Source organism: Neisseria sp. Marseille-Q2251, from assembly GCF_940793045.1.
Taxonomy (GTDB): Bacteria; Pseudomonadota; Gammaproteobacteria; order Burkholderiales; family Neisseriaceae; genus Neisseria.
In genome coordinates this window covers 139,669-151,594 of record NZ_CALNWV010000002.1, presented here as the reverse complement: position 1 = coordinate 151,594, position 11,926 = coordinate 139,669, and the positions used below count along the sequence as shown (strand labels likewise).

Genomic DNA, 11,926 nt, shown 5'->3' with positions numbered 1-11,926 from the left:
GGGAGATACGCAGGGTTCAAGATGAGTTGAACCACCGGCCAAGAAAAACACTTGGCTACGAAACGCCAAGTGTTTTATTCTTGAATCTGTTCAAACCACTGATACACTAGTGTTGCACTTGAAATCCAAATCCAAGGACCCTTTGAGTTTGAATCATTCAAAGTCAAACATGTACAGCCAATCAACGTTTAATCAAAGCAATGCAGCCTAGCCTCGTCTAATACTCCACATGCTTGATAGCCTCAACATTCCCATTCCAACGCTTCAAACCAATCCCAATTTATCCACTTTTATTTCATTTTCTTCTCAACACCACCAACCCCAGCCATTAAATCTTATTATTTTTCATCGCATTAGGCGTAATTTACAATTTCTTATCTTTTTAGTATTGATAATTATTTCTATTAGCGTATAATCAAAACCACTCGGAAGCCGTCCGCTCCGAGCCATTAAACGACAGATTATCCCCTCTTCTTTTTGTCTCATTACCTCTGGAGTGCGCATATACGAGAAATACCGTTCCCATTTATATCAGATACTCAAAACCGAAAAACACAAAACCCGCTATCTCGACAGCGGGTTTTGTGTTTGTATGGAGAACGAAACGGAATCCCCGTCAAACTGAGCATTGTATAGTGGATTAAATTTAAACCAGTACGGCGTTGCCTCGCCTTGCCGTACTATTTGTACTGTCTGCGGCTTCGTCGCCTTGTCCTGATTTAAATTTAATCCACTATAAAAAGCCAAACTGGCGAAAGCTCCTTTTCCGATGACACCTTTTCATTCATGGACAAAAGGTCCTTGGATTCGGATTTCAAGTGCAACACTAGTGTATCAGTGGTTTGAACAGATTCAAGAATAAAACACTTGGCGTTTCGTAGCCAAGTGTTTTTCTTGGCCGGTGGTTCAACTCATCTTGAACCCTGCGTATCTCCCGATCACTGATGTTTCGGAAATCGGTTTGTTTGGGGAAATATTGTCGGATGAGTCCGTTGGTGTTCTCATTCAGCCCTTTCTCCCAAGAATGGTAGGGGCGGCAAAAATAAGTCTCCGCTTTCAATGCTTTGGCTATTTTGGTGTGTTGGTAAAATTCTTTACCGTTGTCCATGGTGATGGTGTGCACTCTGGCTTTATGTGCCTTTAATACCCTAATGGCTGCCAAAGCAGTGTCTTCGGCTTTTAAGTTATCCAATTTACAGATGAGACCTTTGCAATAACATAGGTTACTAAAATTTTATGCTCAATCTCATTTTCAAAATGCAAAACTTTTCTGATTTTTCCTACTTTTTGCTCAATATTAGGAAGGTTTTAGGCAATTGAAAATTTTTTGGCGCATTTTTATGCGTCAAATTTCGTTACCAGACTATTTTTGCAAAGGTCTCAGATGATAGTGTAGCGGGTAGCGCGTTCGACCAAGGTCAGTAATGCGCTTTTCTGATCCTTGCCGATGATGGTGTCGGCCTCCCAATCGCCGATGCGGGCTTTTTGGTCGACGATGGCGGGTCGGTTTTCTATGCCGACGCGGTTGGGCACTTTGCCTCCGGTCCATGTGCTGCCGTAGCGTTTGCGGTAGGGTTTGCTGCATATTCTGAGATGTTGCCACAAAGTGCCGCCGTTGCTTTTGTCTTGGCGGAGGTAGCGGTAAATGGTGCTGTGATGGAGCGTGATCCCGTGGTGTTTGCGCAAGTAGGCGCATACTTGTTCGGGACTGAGTTTGCGGCGGATAAGGGTGTCGATGTGTTGAATCAGCTGCGAATCGAGCTTATAGGGCTTTCGCTTACGCTGTTTGATAGTCCGGCTTTGCCGCTGGGCTTTTTCGGCGCTGTATTGCTGCCCTTGGGTATGGTGCCGCTTGATTTCGCGGCTGATGGTGCTTTTGTGGCGGTTGAGCTGTTTGGCGATTTCAGTGACGGTGCAGTGGCGGGACAGGTATTGGATATGGTATCGTTCGTCTTGGGTCAGTTGTATGTAGCTCATGGCAATCTTTCTTGCAGGAAAAGGCCGTATGCTACCGCATACTGGCCTTTTCCTGTTATGGAAAGTTGCACTTCAAATGCGAATCCGCCGTCGTCTGAAAACGGATTTCAGACGACCCTTTGATTTATCTGGCAAACACGTTCAGAGGATTTGCGCAGAGACCTTAAACTTTGGTTTCTTCGGCTTGCTGTTCTTCTTGAGCGGCTTGCTCCGCTTTAATCGCTTCCAATGCGGCGAATTGTTCGGCGACGCCTTGCTCGATCTTGGACAGGCTGGCGGATTTTGCTTCGTGGTAGGCTTCTTCTAAAGCATAGCTGAAGCCGATATCGTCTGTGCCGCCGTGGCTTTTAATGACGATGCCGCGCAGCCCGAGCAGAATCGCTCCGTTGAATTTGCGGGGATCCAGTTTGCTTTTCAAGCCTTTTAGGGCGGGGAGGGCGGCGACGGCAGCCATTTTGTTGAACAGGTTGCGTTGGAATTCCTGACGGATGGCTCCGCTCATGAATTTGACCGCGCCTTCGATGGTTTTGAGCATGATGTTGCCGACGAAGCCGTCTGCGACAATCACGTCGGCTTCGCCGTACAGGACGCCGTTGCTTTCGATGTTGCCGATGAAATTCAGTTTGCTGCTTTTGAGCAGTTTGAAGGTTTGTTTGACGGTGTCCGTGCCTTTGATGTCTTCGGTGCCGACGTTAAGCAGTCCGACGCGCGGGCTGCCTTTTTGCGGGTAGAGGGCTTGGAAGAGTTCGTTGCCGATGATGGCGAACTGTACGAGTTGTTCGGGCGTGCAATCAACATTTGCGCCCAAATCGAGTGCAAGGGTCAGGTGTTCGCTGTCGGATGGTAGGAATTTGGCGATGGCGGGGCGGTCGATGCCGGGAATGGTTTTGAGGACGAAGCGGGCGGTTGCCATAAGTGCGCCGGTGTTACCGGCGGATACGGCGGCTTGCGCGTTGCCTTCTTTGACTTGGTTGATGGCAATGCGCATGGAGGAGTCTTTTTTATTTTTCAGGGCAAGCTGCGGGGCTTCGTCCATGCCGACGACTTCGGAGGCGTGGAGCACGGTAATGCGATCCATCGGCGCGTTGGCTGCGGAGAGGGCTTGGCGGACGGCGGATTCGTCGCCGACCATAATGAGGTGTACGTCTTGCTGCTGTTTCAAAAAGGCAAGGGCACCGGGGACGGTAACTGCGAGACCTGAGTCGCCGCCCATGGCATCTACGGCCAATGTAATCATGTTGTTCTCCGGTTTGTGCTGTGAAGCGGAAGAGGGGCGGTGTCGGCTGCCTCTGTGGGTTTGTTCGGCTTCACAATCGGTTTCAGACGACCTTTGGACGATATGCGGTATGGAGGTCGTCTGAAAATAGGGTGTATGTGTGTGTGTGTGGTCGGGTGCTTCGGATTGAAGTGTTGCGTTCCACATTCTAATACGTTTTATGAAGATGCACTGAAAAGAGGCGAAATCTCGTTTTATCGGTATGGTACGGATTTCGCCGTTGCCGTTTCGGGAGAAGGCGGGCTTCTCCGTTGCGGACTTATTTTTTACCTTCAGCGGCGAGGCGGTTGTGCTCGTCGATGTCGAGCGCGTCCCAAGGGTAGTTGATCCACCAGTCTTCTACGGTAAGGCCGCTGAAGTAGGGGATGCCTTCGGGGATTTTGCCGACTTTGGCTTTGATTTTTTCGTGCAGGACGGCAACGCCGACGGTGCCGAAATCTTCTTTTTGCAACTCGGTCAGGCAGAATTCCATGGTTACGCGGCTGTCGTCGACTTCATCGACTACGAGTACGTTCTTGCCTTTCAGCGCGTCAGGAACGGGGTCGAGCCATTGGACTTTTTTGACTTCTTCCGTTACCTGTCCTTCGTTGTCGCTGTCGTAATAGGCGGTGGTTACGGCGTAAATCGGGATTTCCAAAAAGCAGCGCAGCATTCGGGCGGGGATGAAGCCGCCGCCGCCGATGGCGATCATGGCATCGTATTTGACGCCGGAGTTTTGGATTTTTTCCGCCAACGCTTTGATCACGCGGTGGATATCGTCGTAGGTGTACCAGATTTTCTGTTTCATGGCGATTCCCGATTGGTGGATGGGGTATATCAGTTTGAACTGCAAGGGTTTCGTGCCGAGTGTTGAGATAGATTCAGGCATGAAGTCGGGCAGTTCGTATGTAATGTAAAAAAGCCAGCATTGCATGGCAATATTCTGGCTTTTTCAGTCAGTCGAATAAGATTATTCGCCTTTGGCTTTCACTACTTTACGGCCGCGGTACATACCGTTGGGGGAAATGTGGTGCGGGCGGTGTACTTCGCCGGTTACGCTGTCAACAGACAGAGAAGGCGCGGTCAAAGCGTCGTGAGAGCGGTGCATACCGCGTTTAGAAGGGGATTTTTTGTTTTGTTGAACGGCCATTTCAAGCTCCTAGATAAATAAAACTGTGTCCTGGTTAACTGCTTTTCAAACCTGCTAAAACAGCAAAAGGGTTGGGTTTGTCCTGATTGACTTGTTCCAGCGCGGCATTGTCGCAGTTTTCGTGGCGCGGGGAGAAGGGGAGCGACATTAGGATTTGGTCTTCCACCAACCCGCGTACATCGAGTTCTTTCTCAATCGGCATGCCTTCCAACTCTTCGTCGGCAAGCATCGCTTCATCCAAGTCCTCTTCATTGGCGAACAAAACAATGCGGCTGGTTTCGTCGAGCGTAAACGGCATGGGGCGGATACATCGTTGGCAAATCAGCGGCATATCGGCTTTGACGTTCAAATCGAGAAACAAACGCTGCAGTCGGTCGCGTCCGCCGTTCAGCGTAAACGACACTTTGGTCTGTTTGTCGGCCGGATAATCGTGCGAACGGACTCGTTCGTCCAATTCCTCAAGCATGAAGCTGCCTTGCAGGCTCTGCTTTTCGGAGGCGAAAACTTCTGGGTCAATCAAATTAGGGTCTGACATAAACGGGGTATGATATAATTTCGACAGTCTAACGTCAATATTTTTAAGCAAAATATGAGTGCAAAACTGCCTTTGATATTGGGTTCGGGTTCGGTGTTCCGCCGCGCGCAGCTTGAGCGTTTGGGTATTGATTTCCAAACTGCCGCGCCTGATTTCGATGAAACGCCTGCTGCGGGTGAAAACGCGGCAGATACTGCCTTGCGTTTGGCGGAAGGGAAGGCGCGTTCGCTGGCGGCTCGATTTCCTGCTGCGTTGGTGATCGGCGCGGACCAAGTGGCGTGGTGCAATGACCGCCAGTTGGGCAAACCGATGAACGTCGCAAATGCACAACAAATGCTCAGGGATTTGAGCGGCAGAAGGATTGAATTTTACAGCGCAATCGTGCTTTTGAATACTGCTTCGGGCCGTATTCAGCGTCATGTCGATAACACATCGGTCGTGATGCGCACGCTGACAGATGGGCAGATTGAGCGTTATCTGGCGCGCGAACCGGACGCGGTTTACTGCGCGGGTGCGGCGAAGAGCGAGGGCTTGGGCGCGGCGTTGCTGGAGCGTATAGACAGTAGCGACCCGAACGCGCTTATCGGTTTGCCCATCTTCAAACTGGTCGAGTTTTTAAAAAACGAAGGCGTAGAAGTCATTTAGGTCGTCTGAAAACAGCCGTTTGACGGTTTCAGACGACCTTCCGTATAGGAAACACCATCATGTCCCCGATTCTTTACCTGATTCCCACTCCTTTGGGCGCACCCGATACGCCCTGCCTGCTGCCGCACGAACAGGCGCAGATTACCGGTTTGACCGATTTCGTGGTTGAGGCCGAGAAAACCGCCCGCGCCCATTTGAAACATTTGGGTATCACGACGCCCATCCGCGAGCTGAACCTGCAAACTTTAAACGAACACACCGACCTAAAAACCCTGCCCGAGCTTTTGAAACCTTTGCAGGAAGGGCGCAGCATGGGCATTCTCAGCGAAGCGGGTTGTCCCGCAGTTGCCGATCCGGGTGCAAATCTGGTGGCATTGGCGCACCGACACGGCTATGAAGTTCGTCCGCTGGTCGGCCCGTCCAGCCTGTTGCTGGCGCTGATGGCGTCAGGAGCGAATGGGCAGAATTTCGCGTTCAAAGGCTATCTGCCGTCGGAGAAAAGTGAGCGTATTGCCGCTTTGAAGAGCTTGGAACAGCGTTCGCGTCAGCAAAACGAAACCCAGCTTTTCATCGAAACGCCTTACCGCAACGACGCGCTGTTTGCCGACGCGCTGGAAACTCTGCACCCTGAAACCCGCCTCTGCACCGCAACCGACCTGACTTTGCCGACACAGGAAATCATCAGCCAAACCGTTGCCGCTTGGCGGAAAATGAAAACGCTGCCGAATTTGAAAAAACGCCCGACGATATTTGTGTTGCACGCGGGCTAAGAAATTAGGGCGGGTTGTCGGATTCGCCCGCCATTCTGAAAAAGGTCGTTTGAAACCTTCTATACAAGGTTTTCAGACGACCTTTGCTTTATTTGGGAATACTTAAAACCAATGCAGCAATCCGAGAGCCATCAGCACCGCCGTGATACACGCTAAAAGCGCGCAGATTTGCAGGGCTGTCGAGTTGGTTTTGGGGTAGCCCATCAGGTTGGGCAATGGGTTGGACGGCAATATCATGCCGTAGACGAATTGAAGCAGTCCGCCTGCGACCATAGGCAATGTAAATACCGGCAATATCAGGCTGATGGCGGCAAGTACGAGGCTGATTCTGAACATCCATATCGCCGGATAATGCCCCTTTCCGGCATCATTGCACCGCTTTTCCAGCCAAGTGCTTTGATAGTGCAGCAGACCGTAGAGGGCGATGGCAAAGACATGCACTGCGCCGCCGACCTGCCGGTTGATGCCGCATTGCCCCAAGCATGATTGGGTTATCCACAGCAATAGTGCGGATACTGCGCTGATGCCCAGCAAAATGGGCAGGTTTACCGCCGCAAAGCGCGTACGGCTGGCGCGGCGGTTGTCGAAGGGATCGGGCCTTTCGTCATACAGGATGAAGCCGTCGGGTTCTTCTTGGTATGTGTTCATGATGTGGTGAGTGATGATTTGGTTGTAATGTGGTGTTGTTTTGCGTTTTCAGACGACGTCTTTGAATGGTTTATCAAAGGTCGTCTGAAAATAAAGGTACGGCTTTGTATTTTATAGCATTACGGTTTGGCGGCTTTCCGTCGCCGTTTCAGACGACCTCCGCGCCTTACCAATTCACGCGCACTGCCCTGCTGCCGAGCAGTTTTTCCAGTTCGTCGAATAACGCGGAGCTCGGCGTAACCATCCATTTCGGCGGCACTTGAAACCTGCCTGACGCTTTGTCGTTGCTGTACGACAGTTGCAGCGGAATGTGCGACGTGTCGGGCAGGCGGTGGGCGGTGAGGATGGCGGCGAGGCGCGTGATGTCGTGGCCGGGTGCAAGGGCGAGGCTGAGGCTGCGGGCGTAGCGTTCGCGCGCCATTTGCAGGGTCATGACTTGGTTTGCCATGATGCGCAGCCCGTCGCCGCCGCCGTAGTCGTCGCGGCTGACTTTGGATTCGATAATCAGCACTTGGTCGGATTTGAGGTAGTCGGCGCAGTTTTCGAGCGTCTGGCCGCTGACCATGATTTCAATCTGCCCGCTCAAATCTTCGAGGCTGACGAAGGCGATTTTGCCGCGCTTGCCCATCATGGTGCGCACGGCGGTAACGAATCCGGCGAGGCGCACGCTGTCTTGCGGTTTCAGACGGCCTAATTTGGTCGGGGCGATTTGGCGGACTTCTTGGGCATACGGGCCGAACGGGTGGCCGGACAGATAAAAGCCGATGACGGTTTTTTCTTCGGCGAGTTTTTCCGATTCGCTCCACATGGGCGCGTCGATAAGCTGCACCGGTTCGATGGCGTCTTCCATCATGTCGAAGAGCCCGCCCTGATTGGCGTTGGCGGCTTTTTGGTCGGCGTTGTTCATGGCGAGGTCGATGTTTGCCAAGAGCATGGCGCGGTTGGGTTCGATGCTGTCGAACGCGCCGCCGCGTATCAGGGCTTCGAGGGTGCGGCGGTTCATGTGTTCTTTGCCGACGCGCTCGCAGAAGTCCAACAGGCCGGTAAACTTGCCGCCGCTTTGCCGCGCGGCGATGATGGATTCGACGGCGGCTTCGCCCGTGCCTTTAATCGCGCCGAGCGCGTAGCGGATTTTCATGTTCGGATACGGCGTGAAGCGGTAGTCGGATTCGTTGATGTCGGGCGGCAGGAACTCGATGCCGTTGACGCGGCAGTCGTCGTAGAAATGTTTGAGCTGGTCGGTGTTGTCCAATTCAGACGACATGGTTGCCGCCATAAATTCGGCGGGGTAGTGCGCCTTGAGCCATGCGGTCTGGTAGGAAATCAGGGCGTAGGCGGCGGCGTGGGATTTGTTGAAACCGTAGCCGGCGAATTTTTCCATGTAGTTGAAGATTTCGTCGGATTTTTCGCGCGAAATGTTTTGCTTTGCCGCGCCTTCGGCGAAGATTTCGCGGTGTTTCACCATTTCTTCGGGCTTTTTCTTACCCATGGCGCGGCGCAGCAGATCCGCGCCGCCGAGCGAGTAGCCGCCGATAATCTGCGCCGCCTGCATCACTTGTTCCTGATACACCATAATCCCGTAGGTCGGTGCGAGGATGCCTTCGAGCAGCGGATGGATGTATTGGAATTCCTGCCCCTTCATACGCGCGACGAAGTCGGGGATGTTGTCCATCGGGCCGGGGCGGTAGAGCGATACGAAGGCGATGAGTTCTTCAAACTTGGTGGTGTGCGCCGTTTTCAGCATTTTTTTCATGCCGGTCGACTCGAACTGGAAGACGGCGGTGGTGTTCGCGTCGCGGAAGATTTTGTAGGCGGCCTGGTCGTCGAGCGGGATTTTGCCGACATCGACAATATCGCCGGTGGTGTTTTTGATGTTGTTCTGTGCCATTTCGATAATGGTCAGGTTGCGCAGGCCCAAAAAGTCGAACTTCACCAAACCCACGTCTTCCACGTCGCCTTTGTCGTACATCGATACGGGCGAGGCGGATTCGTCCGCCTGATACACGGGGCTGTAATCGGAAATCTTGCCCGGCGCAATCAACACGCCGCCCGCGTGCATACCCAGACCGCGCGTCAAATCTTCCAGCTTTTTCGCCAGCGTAATCAGTTCGTCCGCTTCTTCCGCTTCGATCAATTCCTGAATTTGCGGCTCCGCCTTCATCGCGTCGTCCAAACCCAAAGGTTTGTTGGCTTCCAGCGGAATCAGCTTCGACAGTTTGTCGCACAGGGTAAACGGCAGCTCCAACACGCGCCCTACGTCGCGGATCACCGCTTTGGACGACATCGTGCCGAAGGTCACAATCTGGCTTACCGCCTGCGCGCCGTATTTGTCGCGCACGTACTCAATCACGCGGCCGCGGTTGCTTTGGCAAAAGTCCACGTCGAAGTCGGGCATGGAGACGCGTTCAGGGTTTAAGAAACGTTCGAACAGCAGCGCGTATTTCAGCGGGTCGAGGTCGGTAATTTTCAGCGAATACGCCACCAGCGAACCCGCGCCTGAACCGCGTCCCGGCCCTACCGGACAGCCGTGCGTTTTCGCCCAGTTGATAAAGTCTTGTACGATAAGGAAATAGCCGGGGAATTTCATCTGGATGATGATGTTCAGCTCAAAATCCAGCCGCTCCTGATATTCCGGCATTTTCGCCGCCCGCTCCGCCTCGTCGGGATAAAGCTGAACCATGCGTTCCTGCAAACCCTCATTGGAGAGTTTCACCAGATAATCGTCGAGCGACAGGCCGTCGGGCGTCGGGAACAGGGGCAGGAAGTTTTTGCCCAGCGTGATATGGATATTGCAGCGTTTGGCAATTTCCACCGTGTTTTCCAAGGCTTCGGGCAAGTCGGCGAAACGCTCCAGCATCGTTTCCGGCGGAATGAAAAACTGGCTCGGCGTGAAATCGCGCGGACGTTTCTTGTCCGTCAGCACCCAGCCGCCCGCGATACACACTCGCGCCTCGTGTGCGTTGAAGTCGTCGCGGCTCATAAACTGCGTCGGATGTGTCGCCACCACCGGCAAACCCAATTCCTCCGCCAGCTTCACGCTGCCCGAAACGCAAGCCTCCCATTCGGGACGTTCGGGCAGGCGTTGCAGCTCCAGATAAAACGCATCGGGAAACCAAGCCGCATACTTCAACGCCGCCGCACGCGCCGCGTCTTCATTACCGTTCAAGAGATTCACGCCCACTTCGCCGTAATGCGCGCCGCTCAAACAAATCAAGCCGCTGTTGTCGCCGTTTTCCAACCATTCGGGATTGAGTTCCGCATGATGGATATTGCGGTCTTTGCCGACATAGGCCTCCGTCAAAAGCTCGCTCAAGCGCAGATAGCCCGCATCGTTGCGGATAATCAGCATGGCGCGAAAGGGCTTGTCGGGCGCATTCGGATTGCCTATCCACACGTCTGCCGCGCCGATGGGCTTAATCCCTGCACCACGGCAGGCTTTATAGAATTTCACCAAGCCGAATTCGTTCATCAAATCGCTGATGCCCAAAGCAGGCAAACCGTATTCCTGCGCTTTGGCAATCAGTTTTTTAATCCGCACCATACCGTCGGTAATCGAAAACTCGGTATGCAGGCGCAGCGGGATGTAGGTCGGCTCGGTCATGGCAAAATCGGCGTAAACAATAAAAGGCGTATTGTAGCAGGGTTGGAAAAAGGTCGTCTGAAAACGAGTGCAGCGAGTTTCGCTAAAAGGAGCGAAGCGGGCTTTCAGACGACCTCAACGGTAGAGACAGATGTCGGCAGCATCATGGTGTCGGGTTGTTTGGCAATCGGGCGGGACTGTGAAACGGCTTCACAAAAATGAAAAGACGACGGTATAAACTGCAAAGGCAGGCAAATCGCTGAAATAGTGATGATGAATATTGATTTAAATCATGCGTCATCTAACGATGAATACTATAATATGAATATGTTATCAAACAACTTTAAACGAAAGGAAAACTATGAAAGCCGTCCGCTTGGTTCTTGCCGCATCTTTGGTTTCTACGCTTGCCGCTTGCGGCAGCTCCTCTTCCGCGCTGTCCGATGCGATAGGCAAAGGCTTTGATCCTAAGGTTAAGGGCGTGAAATACATTACTGTTTTCGAGAGCGTTCCTGAAAACGGCACGATGCAGTTGAGTGCCAACAATAAGGTACAAACGCTTAAAAAAGGCGACAATTTGGACACTGCCTTTTTGAAGCGCGACAAGATTTCCTATTATGACTACGTCGGCAAAATCAATGTCAACGGACAGGTCATCGATTTGGAAAGCGGCGATTTTATGGTTTACAAGCAAGACAATTCGGTTGTCGCTGCCAAATATATCAAGCAGAAAGCCGATCCTACCGACGGCAACAAGCTGAAAGACTTGCAAGCGTATGAATTTAAAGTCGGCGAAGTGCAAGGTAAGGAAGTTGCCTTTAAAGACCTGCCACAACTGGGCAGCTATACCTACCGCGGCATTGCGTTTAACGGTGATGACAATAGCGGCCGCCTGACGTACACCATTGATTTCGAGAAAAAACAAGGTCAGGGCAAAATCAGCGGCATGGCACCCGATTACAATGTCGACTTGGCTGCCGCCAACATTGCCGCAGCAGGGGCAGGTTCGGCAATAAACGGACGCGCGACGCTCAATAATGAAGACAAAGGCAGCTACCGTTTGAACATTTTCGGCAGCAAGGCTGAAGAGATTGCCGGTAAGGCGCAAGTGAAAGTCGGCGATAAAGAGAAAGACATCGGACTTGCCGGTAAAAAAGAATAATTGAAAGAGACGTGTAATATAGTGGATTAACAAAAATCAGGACAAGGCGACGAAGCCGCAGACAGTACAGATAGTACGGAACCGATTCACTTGGTGCTTCAGCACCTTAGAGAATCGTTCTCTTTGAGCTAAGGCGAGGTAACGCCGTACTGGTTTAAAGTTAATCCACTATAAGGTCGTCTGAAAACGCAGTTCAACTAGGTT

Annotated in this window: 9 protein-coding genes and 4 pseudogenes; 4 read left to right on the top strand and 9 right to left on the bottom strand. The window is 52.3% G+C overall.

Annotation, left to right across the window (positions count from 1 at the left end; genetic code table 11):
* Window positions 1–110: pseudogene (locus AAG834_RS01960) on the top strand (IS30 family transposase); the annotation flags it as partial.
* 520 nt (window positions 111–630) lie between these two features.
* On the opposite strand, the pseudogene AAG834_RS01955 reads toward AAG834_RS01960, so the two are convergent.
* The 7 genes and pseudogenes from AAG834_RS01955 to AAG834_RS01925 form a co-directional block, all read right to left on the bottom strand.
* Window positions 631–744 (bottom strand): annotated as a pseudogene (locus tag AAG834_RS01955) (IS5/IS1182 family transposase); the annotation flags it as partial.
* 82 nt (window positions 745–826) lie between these two features.
* A pseudogene (locus tag AAG834_RS01950) lies at window positions 827–1,201 on the bottom strand (IS30 family transposase); the annotation flags it as partial.
* 185 nt (window positions 1,202–1,386) lie between these two features.
* Window positions 1,387–1,977 (bottom strand): annotated as a pseudogene (locus AAG834_RS01945) (IS30 family transposase); the annotation flags it as partial.
* 163 nt (window positions 1,978–2,140) lie between these two features.
* Entirely contained in the window at window positions 2,141–3,214 is a 1,074-nt protein-coding gene (gene plsX, locus AAG834_RS01940; protein WP_342031093.1) for a phosphate acyltransferase PlsX, read from the bottom strand.
* Between the two features lie 298 nt (window positions 3,215–3,512).
* Window positions 3,513–4,040 carry a phosphoribosyltransferase gene (locus AAG834_RS01935; RefSeq protein WP_070514102.1) on the bottom strand — a complete coding sequence of 176 codons (528 nt, stop codon included), beginning with the start codon at window positions 4,038–4,040 and terminating at the stop codon, window positions 3,513–3,515.
* A gap of 162 nt (window positions 4,041–4,202) precedes the next feature.
* A complete protein-coding gene (gene rpmF / locus AAG834_RS01930; RefSeq protein WP_003744026.1) occupies window positions 4,203–4,382 on the bottom strand; it encodes a 50S ribosomal protein L32 in 180 nt (59 codons plus the stop codon).
* A gap of 34 nt (window positions 4,383–4,416) precedes the next feature.
* A complete protein-coding gene (locus AAG834_RS01925; protein ID WP_342031086.1) occupies window positions 4,417–4,917 on the bottom strand; it encodes a YceD family protein in 501 nt (166 codons plus the stop codon).
* A 54-nt stretch (window positions 4,918–4,971) separates the two neighbouring features.
* Between AAG834_RS01925 and AAG834_RS01920 the strand changes: the two genes are divergently transcribed.
* Window positions 4,972–5,562: a Maf family protein gene (locus AAG834_RS01920; RefSeq protein WP_342031085.1), complete on the top strand. Its 591-nt coding sequence runs from the start codon at window positions 4,972–4,974 to the stop codon at window positions 5,560–5,562.
* Window positions 5,563–5,621: 59 nt separating this feature from the next.
* Window positions 5,622–6,332, top strand: coding sequence for an SAM-dependent methyltransferase (locus AAG834_RS01915; protein ID WP_342031084.1), 711 nt, complete (start codon window positions 5,622–5,624; stop codon window positions 6,330–6,332).
* Between the two features lie 102 nt (window positions 6,333–6,434).
* On the opposite strand, the gene AAG834_RS01910 is transcribed toward AAG834_RS01915, so the two are convergent.
* The gene (locus AAG834_RS01910; RefSeq protein WP_342031083.1) at window positions 6,435–6,980 is read right to left on the bottom strand and encodes a cytosine permease; all 546 of its coding nucleotides are present in this window, start codon (window positions 6,978–6,980) and stop codon (window positions 6,435–6,437) included.
* Between the two features lie 166 nt (window positions 6,981–7,146).
* Complete coding sequence (gene dnaE / locus AAG834_RS01905; RefSeq protein WP_342031082.1) at window positions 7,147–10,581, bottom strand: DNA polymerase III subunit alpha; 3,435 nt, start codon at window positions 10,579–10,581, stop codon at window positions 7,147–7,149.
* 340 nt (window positions 10,582–10,921) lie between these two features.
* On the opposite strand from dnaE, the gene AAG834_RS01900 reads away from it, so the two are divergent.
* Window positions 10,922–11,722, top strand: coding sequence for a factor H-binding protein (locus tag AAG834_RS01900; RefSeq protein ID WP_342031081.1), 801 nt, complete (start codon window positions 10,922–10,924; stop codon window positions 11,720–11,722).
* Window positions 11,723–11,926 lie beyond the last annotated feature (204 nt).

Excerpts from the sequence above, each read along its gene's own strand:
- plsX (WP_342031093.1), bottom strand. The coding sequence starts at position 3,214 with ATGATTACATTGGCCGTAGATGCCATGGGCGGCGACTCAGGTCTCGCA.
- AAG834_RS01935 (WP_070514102.1), bottom strand. The coding sequence starts at position 4,040 with ATGAAACAGAAAATCTGGTACACCTACGACGATATCCACCGCGTGATC.
- AAG834_RS01920 (WP_342031085.1), top strand. The coding sequence starts at position 4,972 with ATGAGTGCAAAACTGCCTTTGATATTGGGTTCGGGTTCGGTGTTCCGC.
- rpmF (WP_003744026.1), bottom strand. The coding sequence starts at position 4,382 with ATGGCCGTTCAACAAAACAAAAAATCCCCTTCTAAACGCGGTATGCAC.
- dnaE (WP_342031082.1), bottom strand. The coding sequence starts at position 10,581 with ATGACCGAGCCGACCTACATCCCGCTGCGCCTGCATACCGAGTTTTCG.
- AAG834_RS01910 (WP_342031083.1), bottom strand. The coding sequence starts at position 6,980 with ATGAACACATACCAAGAAGAACCCGACGGCTTCATCCTGTATGACGAA.
- AAG834_RS01915 (WP_342031084.1), top strand. The coding sequence starts at position 5,622 with ATGTCCCCGATTCTTTACCTGATTCCCACTCCTTTGGGCGCACCCGAT.
- AAG834_RS01900 (WP_342031081.1), top strand. The coding sequence starts at position 10,922 with ATGAAAGCCGTCCGCTTGGTTCTTGCCGCATCTTTGGTTTCTACGCTT.
- AAG834_RS01925 (WP_342031086.1), bottom strand. The coding sequence starts at position 4,917 with ATGTCAGACCCTAATTTGATTGACCCAGAAGTTTTCGCCTCCGAAAAG.